At 52.5% G+C, this 18,928-nt stretch carries 10 protein-coding genes and 1 pseudogene; 3 read left to right on the top strand and 8 right to left on the bottom strand.

The genetic code is table 11. The features are described 5' to 3' along the window. Window positions 1–50 precede the first annotated feature (50 nt). The 3 genes from HAPAU_RS19130 to tnpA all read right to left on the bottom strand — a co-directional run bounded on the left by HAPAU_RS19130 (window position 51) and on the right by tnpA (window position 4,334). A complete protein-coding gene (locus HAPAU_RS19130; protein WP_066385776.1) occupies window positions 51–3,191 on the bottom strand; it encodes an amidohydrolase family protein in 3,141 nt (1,046 codons plus the stop codon). 235 nt (window positions 3,192–3,426) lie between these two features. Then, window positions 3,427–3,750, bottom strand: a complete 324-nt coding sequence (gene sugE / locus HAPAU_RS19125) for a quaternary ammonium compound efflux SMR transporter SugE (RefSeq protein WP_066385774.1) — start codon at window positions 3,748–3,750, stop codon at window positions 3,427–3,429. Window positions 3,751–3,962: 212 nt separating this feature from the next. Next, the gene (gene tnpA, locus HAPAU_RS19120; protein ID WP_066385771.1) at window positions 3,963–4,334 is read right to left on the bottom strand and encodes an IS200/IS605 family transposase; all 372 of its coding nucleotides are present in this window, start codon (window positions 4,332–4,334) and stop codon (window positions 3,963–3,965) included. A gap of 319 nt (window positions 4,335–4,653) precedes the next feature. Here tnpA and HAPAU_RS19115 point away from each other — a divergent pair, with 319 nt between their 5' ends. Further along, complete coding sequence (locus tag HAPAU_RS19115; protein ID WP_066385769.1) at window positions 4,654–7,449, top strand: M14 family zinc carboxypeptidase; 2,796 nt, start codon at window positions 4,654–4,656, stop codon at window positions 7,447–7,449. 9 nt (window positions 7,450–7,458) lie between these two features. On the opposite strand, the pseudogene HAPAU_RS23185 reads toward HAPAU_RS19115, so the two are convergent. The 4 genes and pseudogenes from HAPAU_RS23185 to HAPAU_RS19100 form a co-directional block, all read right to left on the bottom strand. Further along, window positions 7,459–7,629, bottom strand: a pseudogene (locus HAPAU_RS23185) (SDR family oxidoreductase); the annotation flags it as partial. Between the two features lie 53 nt (window positions 7,630–7,682). Next, window positions 7,683–9,719, bottom strand: coding sequence for a primary-amine oxidase (locus tag HAPAU_RS19110; protein WP_066385768.1), 2,037 nt, complete (start codon window positions 9,717–9,719; stop codon window positions 7,683–7,685). A gap of 303 nt (window positions 9,720–10,022) precedes the next feature. Beyond that, window positions 10,023–11,993 (bottom strand): hydantoinase B/oxoprolinase family protein, encoded by a 1,971-nt coding sequence (locus HAPAU_RS19105; protein WP_066385766.1) that lies wholly within the window; start codon window positions 11,991–11,993, stop codon window positions 10,023–10,025. Between the two features lie 2 nt (window positions 11,994–11,995). Further along, on the bottom strand, window positions 11,996–14,023 hold the full coding sequence (locus tag HAPAU_RS19100) for a hydantoinase/oxoprolinase family protein (protein ID WP_066385764.1): 2,028 nt from the start codon (window positions 14,021–14,023) through the stop codon (window positions 11,996–11,998). A 134-nt stretch (window positions 14,024–14,157) separates the two neighbouring features. On the opposite strand from HAPAU_RS19100, the gene HAPAU_RS19095 reads away from it, so the two are divergent. Next, window positions 14,158–14,949 carry a methyltransferase domain-containing protein gene (locus HAPAU_RS19095; protein WP_066385762.1) on the top strand — a complete coding sequence of 264 codons (792 nt, stop codon included), beginning with the start codon at window positions 14,158–14,160 and terminating at the stop codon, window positions 14,947–14,949. Between the two features lie 292 nt (window positions 14,950–15,241). Next, complete coding sequence (locus HAPAU_RS22670; protein ID WP_245634267.1) at window positions 15,242–16,480, top strand: outer membrane protein assembly factor BamB family protein; 1,239 nt, start codon at window positions 15,242–15,244, stop codon at window positions 16,478–16,480. Window positions 16,481–17,165: 685 nt separating this feature from the next. On the opposite strand, the gene HAPAU_RS19085 is transcribed toward HAPAU_RS22670, so the two are convergent. Next, the gene (locus tag HAPAU_RS19085; RefSeq protein ID WP_066385760.1) at window positions 17,166–18,818 is read right to left on the bottom strand and encodes a GmrSD restriction endonuclease domain-containing protein; all 1,653 of its coding nucleotides are present in this window, start codon (window positions 18,816–18,818) and stop codon (window positions 17,166–17,168) included. Window positions 18,819–18,928: the final 110 nt, after the last annotated feature.

Below are 18,928 nucleotides of genomic sequence, written 5' to 3'. Positions count from 1 at the left end.
AGTACGTACTTTGAAGAAATAATATCTTAGTGAGAACTTGAATTTCTGCCTTATGTCTGGTTAGCTGAAAACGGTTCTACAAGATCTTGAATAGTAAACAACTCTCCGTTTTTCATTGTCATTCTCACATCTATTGCGTCTTCGATTTGTTCGAGTGGATTCCCCTCAACAAAGACCATATCAGCTAGTTTGCCCGATTCAAGCGTTCCAAGGTCATCATCAACTCCTTGTTCTTTAGCGGCAAATCGCGTTGCTGTCAAGAGAGCCTCGTATGGAGTGAACCCATACGCAGCCAAGGGACGCAGGTTTCCGTGTACTCCGATACCAGGATAGTCCAATGGCATATCTGTGCCCGTAAGCACCACTCCACCTGCATCAAATATATTTTTGAAAGTAGTTACATTTCTGCAGAGGCTGGTCTCACAATCAGGATCCGAGGGGAATTCTGTGTTATCCGCGACGTTCTCTCGTAAATCGTCACGGGCCGCAAGTCCGGTCGGACCCGGTGTATCGATACTTCCTCCGGGAATAAATAGCTGTAATCGAGGATCGTCCTCGACATCGTCAGCAAGAATAAAATCGGATGTGAAGACTGTCGTTATAACTGACCGTTCTCCTTCACCGTAGAGGTTGATAACATCATCATAGGTTTGGTTTGTCGCGGATTCCGTTCGGGCATAGCCAAGGCGTTGGGTTGCGGACAGATGTGTTGTCCCGTCTTGCCCAACGAAAGCACCCGGAGCAAGGTAGTGCGATTTGACTGGTACACCGAGTTCTTCATGGGCGGCATCGGTAACCGCAGCCATACGTTTAGCGTTTAATCGAACGTATGTTTTCACGAAGTCGTAATCGAGCTCTATTGCCCGTGACAGTTCCAAGGGGATTTGTTCCAGACTCGTAGTGGGTCGACCGATAAAGCCATAATAGACACGCGAGCCGTCGATCGGTTCACCGCTTGCGAAGAAACGCGGTCCAATCCGATCTCCAGACTCGATCGCTTCGCGCTGTTCAATGGCACTGTAAACACGGTCACCGGGAGAGACTGTTGATGTAATTCCGTACGCGAGATTGATCCGTCCCATTCGGTCGCCGAAGAAGTGATCACTAAACGTCTGGTGAACGTGTGAATCCCAGAGACCCGGAATTACTGTGAGTTCGGACGCATCTACGTAGTCACCATTCGGCGGCTCACTATCTGGCACAACTTTCTGAATTCGATTGTTGACGACAGTGATATTGACGTCTTCTTGGATGTCCTGGCTCGTACCATCCCACAACTTTCCGACGTGGATGACGGTACGACCAGCTGGTTGATCGCGATGATAGTTGAGTTGCCGAACCGGGACATCCCGTGTTTCGCTCCCATCGCGCCTGACCTTTTTAAGTGTTCCATTGTTTAGGTATAAGAGCCACTCCGAATCACCACTCCATGTCGGTGCATCTGTGGCTTCCTCTGTGATCTGTGTTGCCGGGCCGGTCGGTTCACCGCCTTCATCGACTGGCATGACACGTAAGGTGCTTTCAACCACGAAGGCCATCCAGCGTCCGTCTGGTGACCAAACTGGACCGTCGTTACCCCGTGTTGAGAGCGATTTAAATTCCTCACCCGGTGGATAGAAGGTCTCTTCTCCAGTTTCGACATCAACAGTCAGAATCTGGCTCGTGCCTGAACGGAATCGATCCGAATACTGTTTGACAGCCGCCACAGCCACTGTATTTCCATCCGCTGACCACGTTGGACGGCCTGGAAGAAACAGTGGTCGTATGGCGTCCTGAATATCGCTGAGTTCTACCTCGTTCTCGCTACGTTCTACCTCGGCAATTAGGGTCGCTCTATGCTGGTTCTGAAATGCGATCCTGGAACCGTCCGGAGACCACGTCGCCGCTACTACAGCATCGTCCCGCGTAGTTACTTGCTGATTCTCGCCGGTTTGTAGATCGTGTACATACAGATCTTGCGTTCCATTTTCATCGGATGAGTAGGCCACGTACCGGCCATCAGGAGACCACGCTGGGTCAGCCTGATAGAATGAGTCGTCTGTGATGCGTTGCGGTGGTTGCCCAATACGCATTAACCAGAGATCGTTCAGAGCGATAAACGCCACGTGCTCGCCATCCGGGCTCAGACGTGGGGTTAGAATCCCCTGTACCTCACACGCACCCGTATTATCAAAGTCATACGACTTCTGGTCATAATCGAGCGCAGGAATGTCAAAAGTAGCGCTGAATGGAACATTAGATGACGTACCAGAGTCTAAATCCAGTGTTCTGACGTTGCCATCAGCAGAATACAAGATCTCATTTGTGGACAACCAGTGAGGAGCAAAGATGAAGACGTCTTCTCCATCAGTCACCTGTGACTCGGAGACCATTAGATCGATTTCACTTGTTCGGTTCTCCTGTTCGTTAATACGAACGTATGCAAGGTCCTCTCCGCTTGGAGACCACGATGGCGAATGGAGTGTTTGTCCCGTCTGGCCGGAGACGAGCGTTCGGGTCTCACCGTCCTGATTGACTGCTTCGATCGTTATCGGAGAATCGTCGCCATCACCATATTCTCCGGCAGGATCAGCGACGTACGCGATTTCAGTTCCATCAGGAGACCACGTTGGTTCGAAATTCTCACTAGAATCGTCCGTCCATTGCTGTAAGTCGCCGGTCTCGACATCTACTGTCCAAATATCATAGTTTTCGTTCCGATCAGAGGAAAAAGCGATTTGAGTGCCATCAGGAGACCATTGGGGTTCTCGATCGTCCCAAAACCCATCAGTCATCTGTTGAATATCGCTGCCATCGGCAGCTATCGTCCAGATATCGAAGTTCCCATCTGCATAGCCTTGAAATGCAATACGCGCTCCGTCTGGCGCATGGTCGGGCCGAGCAGGTTCTAATTCAACATCAGTCAGTTGTTCTGTTTCGCCCCCTTCTCTTGGTATGCGAAAGAGGACCCCATGTAGATCCATCACGATCGATTCTCCATCGGGTGATGCAGTGAGCGCAATATTGGTCCCGTCTGTCACGGTCACCTCCGTGTCTTTGCGTATATTTTCGTCATCAGCATGTCCTGCCGCAGCGTACGCAAACCCACCAGTAGAAAGCCCAGACAGTGCTACACCACCGAGAACTCCTTTTAGATGATCTCGTCGAGTATGTACGAACTTTTCTTCTCTGTGTGTGGTATTATCTACCATCTTCGCATAATTATCGTACACTGGTTTGATAATATTTTTTGTGTAGATTCTATGACTTCTATGTTAGATTATTAGACTAATACCTAGAAGATAGAAATAATACAAAGTACGACTTTTCCTCGAATATTGTTATATATGTATATAATCACAAACCGATTGAAAAACTATTGGACGATATATGCAGGTGTAAATATCTAAATTCGAATTACCACGAAACGTACGACACCAGCGGAAGTTAGTGGCCACCGGAAACGGAATGGAGACCGACGATACCGACGAGAATCACGCTGATGAATCCGATCCGAGCAAGGGTTGCAGGTTCATCAAACAGGATAATTCCGAGCGAAGCTGTTCCAACAGCACCGATACCAGTCCAGACAGCGTACGCCGTGCCTATAGGGAGGTCTTTGATTGCCTGTGACAGTAGCACCATGCTAATGATGAGGGCAACAGCAGTGCCAAGCGTCGGGACTGGTTTTGAAAAGCCGTCTGAATATTTGAGTCCGATTGCCCATCCGATCTCAAACAACCCAGCCAGTATCAACAGTGGCCACGACATTTCAAGTGTTATCTACTCATTCAGTCGAACTATATCTTCTGCTAACCCACCGACTCGATGGTCTGATGGCTATCAGCGGACTACTCAAGGAGTAGCTTCGTCGGTACGCGCTGATCACATTTCATGCCTTGTGCAACAAATCGCTTCTTGGATACAGGATGTTGCACAAGGAAGACTTTCTTTGAGGAGCGACTCCTCTCTGTTAGTCCTCATCAACGGATACGCTCCTCACCAGTAGCCGTGGTGGCGAGGAAGTATCCCGGCTGCCAGAACGCGCTGTCGAGCGCCTGCCGAGTCTCGGGGTACTCGTCCCGAATCTTGCGAGACGAGACGCCTTTGAGCGAGTTGATGAACTTGGTGAGGTTCGTGGTGGGCTTCGCCGTGAACAGAATGTGAACGTGGTCGGAACCGCCGTTGACGTTCTGGATGCTCACTCCGAAGTCCTCGGAGATGTCGCTGGCAATCTCACCGATGCGTTCGGCTATCTCGTCGGTGAGGATGTCCGCACGGTGCTTTGTGACGGTCACAAAGTGATATTGGAGCGCGTAGACCGTGTGCGACCCTTTTTCGAGGTTGTACTTCATTTGGCCGTACTGATTTCCACACACCCAATTCTAACAAATGTTTGCCGTCGTGGAATATTCGGCCTGCAACCGACGGTGGAACGTGAGGCAGTTGTCGGCTTCACGCCCGCTCTAAAGAGCGGGATTCTCGCCTTGAAGAAGATAGGCCATTCTATCTAATGTTGCGATTCCTTCTATCTATTTCTCTAATCATTCGTATTAATATAGGATAATTATAAATGTTTGGTTCTCGGCCAACTCACATGGGTTTGAGAGATATTAAGGTAACATATCTATATGAAAAATTTTGTGTGAGACAGAATTCACACAATCATTGATTATGAGCAGCAACCGACGGCACAAACTGACTGAATCGCATGACGAAACGGATCGATACACCGCCAAAGATGCAGCGGAACTCGAGAAGAGTGCGTTCGACGGCAGCTCGATCGGCCGTCGCACGTTTCTAAGCGTAGCGGCTGCGACCGGTGTCGCACTCACTGTACCGAGTACGGTATCGGCTGAGGTCACTGACGACGCGATGACCGACCTCGCCGAGTTCGCCATCAATGCCACACCTGATGACCACCACGTAACGCTGGTCATCGAATTCGAGGATACGGATGCCCTTAACGCGTTCTACGACGAGTACGGCCAACCGGACTGGGACATTGAGGAAGACGATTTGCCCCCGAAAGCTGTAACTCGCGAGAAGCCAACACCCGCGGCCCACGCCTATCTCACCGCCGCCGAACTCGCGGAGGCGCTCGATCGCGGCGGCATCGAGTATGTCGACTTCTCGCCGGGCGCAAACCCGTTTTGGAAGCTCGGCGATGCCTACGACGACCGTGTCTTCCCCAAGGTCGAGGACGCACGCGACTTCGTGTCCCACAGCGAGCTGGACCAGGGGCTCCACTATCTGGCGGAGGAGTACTCGGATCGCCTCCAGGTGCACGCTATGGGCCAGAGTCCGGGCTGGGAGAACCTGTACACGGGTGAAGATTCCGACCCGAAGGACGTCTACGTCGCGGAAGTCACGAAGGACATCCAAGACGAGGCGTCGTTCGCCGAGAAAGACAAGGTTGTCTTCTCACTTAGCATCCACGGCGACGAACCTGCAGGCCGCGTGGCCGGCACTCGTCTTATCGAGGAGGCCACGAAAGGCGCGGCCGACGACTTCGAGGACGTCCTCGACGACATCGTCATCGTGTTCGTCTTTATCAATCCCGATGGGTGGGTCGTCCGGAAGCCGCAGTACGAATTCGAGACGTGGTGGGGCGGCACGGAGCGGTTCCGATACGACCGCGGAAACGCGGCCGTTGGGGACACCAACCGGCAGTACCCTACGATGGGATGGGTTAATCCCGGATACTGGCCCGCTGAGCCCGAGGACACTCCTGAGGTGCGTCCCGACGACCCACAGGGTCGGGGATACAGGGACATGGTTCCGGATGCGCTGGCGGTCGTCGAGCATCTACGTAGGTACGACAACGTCGAGTACCTCTGTGACTACCACATGATGGACCTGTCGGATTCCATGGTGTTGAACCTCGAGTCCAACGCGCCCTATGACCACAGCGGGACTCACAACCTGGACGAGGTCAACATCCGGATCGGGGACGGAATGACGAACCACTGGGGCAGCCCGGAGGCGATTGCCGACGACACGTCTCGCGCCAGCGAGGCTATCCACGGCGTCGAGGGGTACGTCCCAGAGCGGTTGCTGGACTACGGGACGATCTACGATTCACTCTCGTACCAGATCACCGGCGGGTTACTTGGCTGGGCGGGCCAGCCCGAGGAGTTCGGCGGCCTCGGTGCTGTGACGGTCGCTCCCGAGCTGGTGCTCCGGGATGGCTATGATTTCAAGCCATTCATCGAGCGTCGCCTCGAGATGGCCTACCGTATCTCGATGCGCGAGTACGCCGAGATGACCGCCGCGAAGACCAACGCAACCGTAGCTACCGACGGACAGGATACTGCCTACGTTGGCTCCGGTGTCCTGACGCGTCGATCAGCGGATCTCCCGTATACTGACGAGGGTCCTGGCGAGGGTCACCCCCGTGCTACCCGGGTCCAACACCGTCATGAGACCGTCCAGCCGGGACCCGGCGGGAGTGCAAGCGCATCGTCGAATCGTACTACCCACTCGTTAGCCGTCCAGTTCGACGCCCACGGCATTGACGAGGGCGTCGTCAGGCTCGTCAATCCCGGCGGCCAAACCGTCCGTGAGATCGACCTCGCCGACCCGCTGTCCGATGACCAGGGTCACTTCTACGTCCCCGATCCGGACGATGGCGACTGGTCGATCGAGTATGACGGTGACGCCGACATCGACGTCGAGATGATTCTTCTTGAGACCGAGGACGAATATCCGAACCCCGAGGAGGTCCTCGGCTACTCTCAGCGCGAATATGTCGTTAACCCGATGCAGTTCTTCGAGGATCTCAAACCGTTCCTCGAAGAGGGGACGATCGACGGCCTGCGCGTCCACGACGTGCGCATTGGCCGGCTGATGCGAGGCAACTCCGGCGAGCGCCAGTACGACAACCTCGTCATCTCTCACGACGATGGCGTCGACGATCAGCGGTACATCGCCGCTATCGAGGAATTCGTCGAGGCCGGCGGTGACCTCGTACTCACTGACGCGGGGGTAAACCTCCTCGGGCGACTCGACGTCGGTCAGGCCGCGGCCATCGGGGCTGACGACATCGAGTACGGAACGACGGACTTCCCGAACCTCATGGACCGGGACCTCGACCACCCGCTGCTGACGGACGTCAGACCGATCCAGCAGGAGATTTGGAAAATTTCCCAGCTCGGCTACACTACGGGCGACGACTCGCCGGTTTGGACCATCGATACTGACGCCTTCACCGCCGCCGGTGGCACTGTCGCCGGTATTCTCGGCGAAGACGGTGACGTCGGCGCCGGTATGCTATCAGCCGGCGACGCAGAGATCAACGTGATCGGCTCTGTTCTACCGCCGGCAAATCAACGGGAGCTTCACCCCTTTGGCATGGCCGACTACACTCTGTCGTTCATGGGGCACACGCTCATCTGCAACGCACTTGGCTTCGAGCAGCGCCGGTACGTAAACGGCGAACTTGTCGGGACCTGGGGTGAGTTCCGGTAGAGCGGTCGGTGCGAATCCGGGACAGATGGCGTTCGCGCGAATTCCGTCCGGACTGTGTTCCGTAGCCACTGTCTCCGTGATCTGCTTGGCGGCATCTTTTGATGTGTTGTACGCGAGCTGGCTCTGCCAGCCGTACAATCCTGCGGTTGAGATAAGATTGATGACGTTCCCACCGTTCACCTCCAAGGCCCTATCTAAGTCTTCGTCAGGGCGTAAAAGCAGCGAGCTTGGTGTTAGTCGTCGTCCGCCGTGACGTCGTCTGGATCGCTGTACTTCTGTTCTCGACGCGCTTGTATATCCTTGATTGCGTGTTCCGGCGGGACGTCCATCGCCGGGCTTTCGTCGAAGAAATTCACGGGCTCTAGTTTGAAGCTGGCCAGATGAGCGGGAAGAATCGGCCAATCTTCAGGCCGATCGACGTGGTTCACTCCCAGTGAATACCACAATACGATGTCTTCCCCATCAAGTGAACGGTCCTGCTCGGTCCACTCTGGAAGACCGATTCCACCTTCGTGCTGGTTCGGGTACTCTCCCGCTGGGAACCGCTCTTCCTCATGGTACGGGGTCGCCCAGAGATGGTTGTCGATGAACGTAGCCCGTTCCATAATACTCGAATCCTTCTGTGCACCAGCCTCAACATTCTCACCAGGAACCAGCCTGTATCCTACTGGTCTGTCAAGATAGTTCGTTTTGTTGGGATTTTCGATTTGCCAGTAGCGTCCCTTGCGTTGATTGATAAGGTCCTGAGCCTCTTGCTCTGACGTCAGCTGCGTCTTGTCGCAGTAGAACGCTGCGCCGGTCGGATTGATATCGCCTGGATCGGTCTCCCCGTCCCAACCAATGTTCTTGTCGGCACCTTTGGGAACCTGTTGGTTCTGGCGTCTATACAGTTGGTTCTCCGGTCCGTCCACGTCGATATCGATCCGGAAATTGAAGAAGTGCTGATGGACCATGCCCTTGATGTGGGGTGCCATCATTTCGTAATATCCCGGACCCTGTTCGCTCCCGGGTTCGACGAGGCCATTGCTGTTGATGCCAGTTAGGCGGACTTGCGGCTCAACAGATCCGTCTTGGTAGAAGTACCAGTTAAACTGGTAGTCGTAATTCCCAACCGTCGACACGAACGAGACGACAAGGCGACGATTGCGACGAACCTCGGTATTCTCGGTTCGCCAGTTCGTATGCTTCCAGAGTGTACCATAGTCTTCTTCATGAATGCAGATTGCATTAGGGACGACGTTAACTTCGCCGTCAGTGTCGTTCATGACAGCGTCAAAGTAGTGCATGTACCCAAGGCAATCGCACCCTTCCATGAGTGGGTTGGCTAAGCGCCCGATATTGTACTCACCGACGTCGAAAGCGTTTTTCCAGTTGTGGTTAGGGTCTGGGTCACCATAGGGCACCGACATCTCCACACACGATGCTCGATTGATGATTTGCCGGACATCTCCATCATCATCATAGCGGATATTGTGCAGGACAAGGCCTTCTCGCTGTGTCCACCCGACACGCATCTGCCACTTTTGCCATTCGAGTTTTCGTCCATCGATCTCCCAGCTCGGTCCCTCAGGCTGGTCGACGTTGTATGGTTTCAGATCAGTACGGAGGTCGCGGTCCTCTTCGCGGTACTTTGCGTCCTCAAGATCATTGACAACGTCGTCAATTTTCGTACCACGGTCAAGGACCTTGACGACCTCCATTTCGTCGAGATCGACCCAGGCATGTATCCCATCTAATGGTCGCGCATACCCGTTGTCTTCTTCACTCGTTCGAACCCACGACATCGCATGAGACAGTCGGCGGTCTTTGTCGATGTCTTCGGGTATTAGGTGATAGCCAGCGGACCATGGGTCTACGATCGCTAGATCGAAATCCTCGACACCGCGCTTTCGTGCGGCTTCTCGCCATTCTGAGTTGTTCTTGACTACCTCTTCACACTTATCGAATTCTTCAAGCGTGATTGATGGTTGAATCCCTGGCTTGTGTTCCCACGACACAACTTCGTTCTGGTCAAGGGATACGACTGCTTCGTATGTCGTCCGCTCGTTGCGGTCGCGAACGATAATGAATGCTTGACGGGCAATTGCTGAACCATCTGAGTTGTCCTCTTGAAGCTTGTCTTTTGATGGCTCATCCAGAACAATCTTGACGTATCTGCTTTCAGGGTCGATATCTTGGTTTTCCTCTAGTATCTCTCTTGCAGCAGTGATTTCATTTCTTGTCAGCGGATCAAGTGGGTGGTCGGCTTTAGCTGTCACTTCGGTCGCCATAGGCGATTGATACTATCGCTAATCATACAAATGTCTTTGGTGCAAGTCAACTAGATTCACAGTACGGTTACTGTAAGCATGCCGGCTGCGGGTTACCGTTTGCAGTTGTGCGCACGGACTACCATCTCTCAACGTGACCAATCTTGTGCAACAGAACGTCCTTGAATGCGGGATGTTACACAAGGGGACTCTCTTTGCAGAGCGACTACGCCCTGTCGGTTCTAGACAACGGATACGCTCTTTACCACCAACCGACATCTACGTATCTCGATACTGCTCAGTCGCTAAGGTACAACCTACTTTTTAGTCCCATCCAGATACAGCCCGATCCTGGAGCATACTCCGGAATTGTTCGGTAGTATTCTCAAGTAACTCTCCGGTATCCCACTCGACAATAACACCGTATCGACGAATTAGATCGAGCTGGTTGAGCTCACCAGTACGATATCGCTCAGCAATCTCCTCTGGATCGTCCTGAAGCCACTCCTCTCGATGCTGTCGAATATACTCTCGGTGCTCTTGTGTGGCTGACCGGTCAAGTCTGTACTCACATCGCTCTGCATCTATCTCTTGAATGATCACCCCGTAATCCTTCTTTGCACGGTCAATAGAGACATATTCATCAATGACATCCTCGAGCACCGCTTCTGGATCACGGTCAAGCGGATCACCAAAACCACCACCGCCGGATGACGGGCGAACAAATCGATCAGCTTCGCTGATGGGGATATTTGAGAACACTGTCCCCATCTCGTTGCTCTCGCCGTCAGTTTCGAGCGTGACTCCATGGGGGATCCCAGGCAGCCCCCCTTCACTTCCCCACGTGACCGACCGGTTCCGGTCAGAACAGTACGAGATCACGCTATTCTCACATTGTAGTAGTTGTCCTCCCTTTCGGACGCCACATCCGCCACGGAATTGGCCAGGACCTGCTGAATCGGTGACGATCGTGTGCTCACTCGTGATGAGTGGTGTGTCGCGCTCCTGTCCTTCGAGCGATTGCACTGCAAGCCCTGCACCGAAAACAGGTGACGTTGCATTCGCCCCATCTTTGCCGTCACGACCGCCCCAGCCACCAGCCATCCAGTCGTACCACATGAATTCCTCGCTGTCCCGCCCTGGGCGGCGATCCGTACCTCCGGCAAGAAGATATTCGAGATTGAATGCACCCGCCATCGCACGCTCTGGAAGCACCTCCGACCAGAGGTCGAATATCGCGTTCATAACTTTCTCGTAGGCACCAGCAACAGATCCTGTAACAGCTACGGGTTCTGGTGCATTCACTACGGTCCCTTCCGGAAGTGTTGCATTGATAACTCGGTACATTCCGGAGTTGAGTGGGACATCTGGGAAGAACATCTTCGTCCCAGCGATGACCGCTGAGAACGATGTTCCATACGTGGAATTCAAGAAATTTCCGACATACTCATCGGATCCGGACAGATCATAGTGTACCTCGTCTCCATCGATAGTCATCTCGACGTCAACGGTCACGAAGCCTTCCTCCTTGTTTGGATCTGCGTCGATATAGTCCTGTGTACGCCACGTTCCATCAGGGAGGTCGCTGATTCGTTCACGCATAATCCGCTCAACGTAGTTCTTTGACTCGCTGAACGCGTTTTTCACCGTTTCAACTCCATACTTCTCGATAAGCTCTAGCAACCGTTCTTCGGCGATTCTGGTCGCTTCGGTTTGGGCTCGCATATCTCCGAGCCGATCCTCAGAAAGTCGCATATTGACAGTCAGTAGATTCGCAACGTCTTCTCGGAAGTCACCAGCATCCCAGAGCTTGACAGGTGGGATACGCATACCTTCTGCGAAATGACTCGCTGCGTCAATATTAAAAGATCCAGGGGCTGGACCTCCAACATCGGCCCAATGCCCATTTGACTGTGTTACCGCAATGAGTTCCTCATCGTAGAATACCGGACGCATGATGCGAACGTCATTGATGTGCGTCCCGCCGAGGTACGGATCGTTGACAATGTAGACATCGCCTGGATTGATATTCCTCTCAAAATACTCGAGTGTCTCTTTGCATGTATAGTGAAGTGTTCCGACGTGAACCGCGATATCTTGTGAGCCTTGCATCACCGTGTTCCCATCAGCGTCATTTAGACAGTTACTGAAGTCGCGGTTATAGATCACGAATGAGTAGCACGTTCGTTGAATCTGTTCGGCCATCCGATCAACGAGATTCGTAAACGAACTGCGCAGAACTTCGAATGTGACGGGGTCGAGATCGATTTCGGATTGTGGTTGTGGTTCTGCCATAGTTAGACGGTGATAATGAGGTTCCCTGTTCGTTCAACTTCAGCCTCAGCAGCAGGCGGTACGATAACGGTTGAATCCATCTGTTCGACGATCGCCGGTCCAGCGATTGTCGTTCCCGCTCCCAGCCGACGTCGATCATAGACCGTTGTTTCGACAAATTCTCCAGCTTCGTCGAAGTACGCTTGACGCGTCCCCGTTTCTGCGTCCGCAGCTGTATCACCAGCATCGATTTCAGGAAATGCTGGCTTGTCAACAACGCCGCGACCAGTAACCCGTAGACCATATATCTCGACGGTCTGGTCCGTATCTGAGTACGCGTAGACACGTTCGTGTTCCTCGTGGAATCGTTGCCGTATTGATTCTATACTTTCGATCGGACGGGAACAGGACACCTTGAGCGAGCGCCATTGGCCCGCGTACCGCATCTGAACCGTGTAATCGATCCGAATATCTTCATCACCAATCCCTTCGCTGTGTAGTCGTTCGCCGATTTCCTCTTCCATTTCACTGAAATGATCTTCGACATCGTCGATAACATCTTCAGTTGCCTCAGCGATGAACGTCTGAGAGAGATCGTGCTCGACATCGACTAGTAGACAGCCTAGCGCGGAGTTAATACCAGGATACGGGGGAACGATAACGGTTGGAATGTTCATCTCCCGTGCAACGTGGGCTGCATGCATTGGACCAGCACCCCCGAATGCCACAAGCGCGAAATCCCGTGGATCATATCCTTTGCTCGTCGAAACGAGTCGAACTGCGTTACACATATTTGCGACAGCGATCTGCTCGATCGCCGATGCTGCCTCGATCAGTGTCAAATCAAGGGGATCTGCAATATCTCGCTTGATAACGCGTTCTGCGGGATCCGCAGTTGCTTCCATATCGCCACCAAGAAACGCGTCTGGATCGACCCAACCAAGCACGACGTTTGCATCGGTAGTCGTCGGTTTATCGCCACCACGAAGGTAACATGCTGGTCCGGGATCCGCCCCCTGGCTCTTTGGTCCGACGCGAAGTGAGCCGCCTTCATCGATCCAGGCGATAGATCCCCCGCCAGCACCGATCGTCTCAAGATCGGTTGACGGGAACATAATTGGATACCCGTATTCAACGGCCCATTCGTCGGTCATCTCTATTTCGCCCTTATGAGTAAGAGAGACGTCCGCGCTCGTACCGCCCATATCGAATCCAATCGCATTTTCGAATCCGCATTGCTCGGCGATATATTGACCAGCGATGGCACCGGCAGTCGGTCCTGAGTTCGCGATCCGGGCGGCGTAGAACGCGATGGCATCTGTGGTCATGACTCCACCTCCCGAGTGCATGGCCAGAACGTCACCATCGTAGCCTCGTTCAGAGAGTTGGCTCGAGAGATCTGTGAGGTATGCCCGAACGACAGGGACGAGTGCTGCGTTGATGACTGTCGTACTCGTCCGCTCGTGTTCGAACATCTCAGGAAGAATTTCGTGTGATTGGCACACGAAGGCGTCTGGATATTCCTCGGCGATGATCTCTGCTACTTGTTGTTCGTGATCCCCATTGACGTAGGCGTTGACAAGGGAGACGGCAATGGTGTCGATCCCACGCTTTTTGAAGATACGAGCAGCTTTCCGCACATCATTTTCGTTGAGTGGTGTGACGACGTTCCCTCTATAATCGACCCGCTCGCTTACCTCAAGTCGATCGCGCCGCTGGACGTATGGGTCGGCAACGTCCTCGTATGCATCCCAGATGGCAGCTTTCGTTCCGTCTCGAATTTCGTGAACATCTCGGAAGCCCTCTGTCGTGATAAGCCCAATACGGGGGAGTTTTCGTTCGATAAGTGCGTTCGTCCCCACAGTCGATCCATGCGAAAAGAAATCAAGGGCCTCGATACTTGTCTCTGCTTTCGTGAGTCCGTTGATAACTCCCTCTGCAGGATTATCTGGAGTAGATGGTGTCTTCGCTACTTCGATCGTTTGTGTTTCTTCGTCGAAGATGATTACGTCGGTAAAGGTCCCGCCGATATCAACCCCGGAACGAGTCATGATATCATCTCACATCATATGATCCCAGATGGGTACATAGTCTTTTTCTTGTGACTGTCCTAGCCTCAAAGCACGTCTCTTCTAGTTGATAGTGCGTTAATGCCTTCCTCTCCGAATACATATCACTTCAGAAGATGGGCGATACACTCGAATATACTGACGAGGAAGCCCAACAGGAAGAATCCACGTTCAAGACCCCACCAGCGAGAGCACGTCGCCAGCTCGTTCGAGAGAGGCTTGATTTCCAACCGGACGACAACGTCCTCTCAATTGGCTGTGGGCCGGGCTTTGAGCCGGCTGAAATCGCGGAAGGTATCGGCCAGAACGGACACGTCCATGCTATTGATCAGAGCGAAGCGATGCTCACCTTGGCAGAGCAACGATGCTCCAGCACGTCAAATATCACGCTCTCAAGAGCGGATGCCGTTGCCCTCCCGTTCGCAGACGATGCCTTTGATGCGGCTGTCGCTGTTCAAGTCTACGAGTATATCGAAAATCTTGACACAGCACTTGCGGAACTCGCTCGGATTCTCCGACCAGGAGGGCGAGCAGTAGTCTACGATACGGATTTTGATTCACTCATCTGGCATGCCACAGATCAAGAGCGGATAGGAGCCATCTGTGAGGCGTTCAATGACCACTGTCCGAGGCCGCATTTAGGTTCCCAGCTCGCACCTCACCTCCGGAATGTTGGGCTGGCAGTTGAGTGGGTAGAACCGAACTCAATTCTCAATACTCGGTTAGATGAGGAGACGTTTGCCTATCATCTCATGGAGGCAATCAAAACCTACGTCGTAACCCGTGGTAAAATCACAGAAGACGTCGCCACAGCGTGGATTGATGATCTACAGGAAACTGACGACCTGGGAAACACCTTCTTCAATCTAACACAGTACCTCTACGTTATTCAGAAACCGAATGAGTGATCCAACAGTCGACGAGCAGTCATTGTACTACTAGGTGAACCCTCTTTACTCACCAACTACCGCAGGGATGTGGGCCAACCGATGTCCGGTTTCATATGCACCCCTACTGAATTCCGAGCGTTCTCCTGTCTCTTCCTTGAGTGAGATAGTCACCTATGCTCGGCTACGTTCTTCACGTTACGGTTGACGCCTTCCAGACTAAACAAGGGAGCGCTATGGATTGCAAGACGCGTCAGTAATTCCTTAGCTATTTGAAGATTAAGTTTATTTATATAGAGAGAATCGAAGTACCGTGGGCCAAAAACTGCCAGTTAGTAAGATTGATCGACGTGATTTCCTTCGATTGAGTGGAGGTGCCGTTGCCGCCAGCGCGTTCATCGGGACCGCGAGTGCAGACCCAAGTGCGGACTGGCCTCAGCCGCGGGCCAACGCCGCACGTACAGCCTCTACGGCCGCAAGTGGACCGAAAGATACGGTACAAACCCGCTGGTCGGTAACAGGGAACAGTAGCGGTGTTGTTGTCGGTGACTGTGCCTATATTGGAGATTCCGGCACTATTCGAGCCATCCGGCTTGCAGACGGATCCGAACGGTGGCGAGTGCAGACTGCAGGGTCGAGAGTGAGTTTGTCTGCCGGCGATGAAACGATCTATGCTGCCGTCGGCGGCAATAATTGGTCGAGTCTCCTCGCGCTGTCAATAGCTGATGGCACTGAACGATGGCGCAACGAACAGTTCCAATCGATATTCGTGCCTACGGTTGGTGACGACCTGTATTCGATCATTGAGGAATCTGACGCTAACGACGAGGAGACGTCCTCATCGTTAGTTGCTCTTTCTACGGCCGATGGAACGGTTCAGTGGACCCAACCACTCGATATGGAGGAACCGAGTGCACCAGCAGTTGCCAATGATACCATCTTTATCGGCGGTTCTGAGGTGGTCGCGATTGACACAGATGGTGAAGAAATGTGGCGGAACCCTGACAGTGGACGGACTCCCGCTGTAGCGAACGACACGGTCTATGTGACTTTTTCGCCAGGCGTGCGTGCGCTGTCGGCGAGTGATGGCTCTGAGCAATGGGAGTACGTCGCTACCGTTAACGATCGGCCGGCTGAGTATGCGTTTCCGTCAGCACCGGCAATCGTCGATAAAACGATCTACTTCGGGTTGACCGACTATGCCCGTGAGGATGCAACGGCGATGTACGCGCTTTCTGCGACTACTGGGACCGAGCAGTGGATGACATTGTTCGAGCGCGACATTGTCGTTGGGGCACCAGCGGTTGCTGATGGTGTCCTCTATAGTCACGTAGCTGGATTTGCTGATTTCCTCAGCGAGCGCGGGACCGTAGAAGCGGGGAGAGCGATTGCACTCGATGCCGACGATGGCACCCTTCGCTGGGAAGTCGATGACGCAGAGGACACGGAGTTTTCCGATCCCATTGTTACCAACGGTCTTGTGTTGGTTGAGAAACACTCAATACTTGCTGATGAATCTGTCATACTGGCGCTTGAGGAGGCTGATTCGTAGCCTACTAGTATTCCTTTTCCGGATAAAACGGCCCCCTAAGCCTGTACCCGCTCGACTGTTCCCTCAAGATGCTCTTCGCAGGTGTACGCTGAGAGCACGTCATCAGTCAGCACGTAGTAGTCGGCATCAGCGTCACAGCCATCGCCGACACACGATCAAGGCGTGTTCCGATCATCAAGCGTGAGAACGAGATCGACACTAGGCCGCTCAAGACGTTCAACCATAGTAACTCATCCAGTCATCACACGGATAGTGTTTCGGTATATCTCTGGAAGAGACTATATCCGATCGAACTCGCCTTCACATTTCCGTCTCGTCACTAAATAACGTCGACCAACCACACTATGTCTGATGATTCAACAGAGCTATTGATTGTCCCGTCTCTGGCTGTGCGCACGGACTGCTATCTCTTGGCGTAGTCGCCCTTGTGCAACAAACATCCTTGGGTACGAGGTGTTGCACAAGGTAGACTCTCCTTGAGGAGCGACTCCCCTCTGTTATCCTAATCAACGGATACGCTCCTTACCAGCGGCCGACATCGTACGCATCTCGATACTGCTGGTAATACACCTTCTCGACAGTCCGGAGATCGAACTTGCCTGGATTCCGCTCACGGAGTTCAAGAAGGATTCGCGGGTAGTCTGAGTAACAAAACCAGCTATTGGTAGACTGGGAGTTAGGTTGTCTAACTATCGGCTGGTGTCTCCACAATTGTTTCTGCTTCTATCGGTTTGATTCCACCAATAAGCGACTCCAGATAGTCATTAATTCCTGCTGCAATCAGATCTCGGCGTGCAGCAAGGAACTCTTCGTACTGGTCTATTTCCCAGAGATCCCTATCAGTAGGTACCATATGAGTATCCAATGCATCAGGATAATTCCGTTCTACCTGCGGAAGATAGTCGATCGGATGATCGTTGAATATGCCGATATTTCCGGATTTGGTAAGTGGGACACGATTAGCAATCTCATTCACTCGCTTCTTGTCGTAATGGTTATCGCCTGTATCGTATCCTGCCTCAGACAACCGACTTCGCGGGAAGATATGATGCCGTTCAATCTTATACGAGTTACCATAGGGCTCGGATAGATCAAGCCCATTCCGCCAATCGACACCGCCTCGGCTACGAATAACAATACACATCATATTGTACAGGGGGTGATTGACGGCACGCAGATCTAAATTAGATGCTGTCACAGTCGGCTCCCCTTCCTCTTCTTTGAGAGTCGCTACAAGGGCTTTGAGCGGTTCTGTTTCTGAAAGTGCATTCAAATCTTGTGCTAAATTAGCATCTACAGAACGACTATACCGACGGAGAAGTAGCGCTCCGTACATCCAGTATAACATCATGTTGCGCTCGTTCTCTGAACGGAACTCCTTATTATGGCGGGAAAGATGTGCTATCATCGGAATAAGAACATTCGGTGTATTGAGATCGTCTGTTGTGTAGATGTATGCGTGATGACGAAGGATGTTGATGAGATAGTCCAGAATTTCCGTAAGTTCATCCCACCCATTTCGCAAACTCTCTTCACTTACCTCGTGGAGTTGGCTGTACTCCGCTCGGCAATTGATAACTGCGTTCATTCCTCTTGCTAAAAACGGCAGATCAAATTCGAAGCCCTCTTGTTCCAAATCTTGAAGCTTCTCTTTGAAAACACGGCGCGTTTCTGGCCAGGAACTAACCATATGAGCAAGCGCAATGTCCGATTCGGTAAGTGGAGTCCCTTGACTATTGACCCGATCGAACACCGTCAAAGCAGCTTTTAGACTAGCGTCGTCCTTCACATACATGACCGGCACTTCTTCTTCGATGATGTCCTCTAACTGATTGAGGTTCTCATCGAATTTAGTGTACTTCTCGAATTTGTCTTCGTCAAATAAGTTATCGACAATGCTACTGACGTTTGGTTCGTTCTCCGAGGAAAAACAATCTGCTACTCGTACCCACCGTGGATCCCCACTCATCTCACTCTTTTTGTAGTACTTGAGATTACCAGTAGCCAGATTGTAGTAGAGATTCCGCGGATCTTTCGGAAGGTCTGCATAGTATGGTGGAATTTTATCTTTGACTAGAAGATAGAGGACCGTTAGTCGCTGTTGCCCGTCCAGTAACACTTCGACACGGCCATCTGGCTCATAGTCAGGCATATTCTTCAACGCAGGCGGTTCATTGGTTTTCCATAGTAGAAGTGAGCCAGTCGGATAGCCTTCCATGAGAGAATCCACTAGCAGTTTTGCTTGCTCATGTGACCATGTAAACTCACGCTGGAATTCAGGGAGCACTAACTCTCTGTTTTCGATTTTGTTCAAGAGTTGCTCGATTGACTCACTCATATCTATTTGGATTACGGAGCGAGATATTAAGAACCCATGTTGACTGATTTAGCGTCCCCTGTTTGACTCCTATCTTGACTATTTATCCCAGAGACTAGGTGTTATCTTGA

This window comes from Halalkalicoccus paucihalophilus (genome assembly GCF_001593955.1).
Lineage (GTDB): Archaea > Halobacteriota > Halobacteria > Halobacteriales > Halalkalicoccaceae > Halalkalicoccus > Halalkalicoccus paucihalophilus.
Note: the sequence above shows the minus strand (reverse complement) of the source record. Positions and strands in the feature narration are given on the sequence as shown.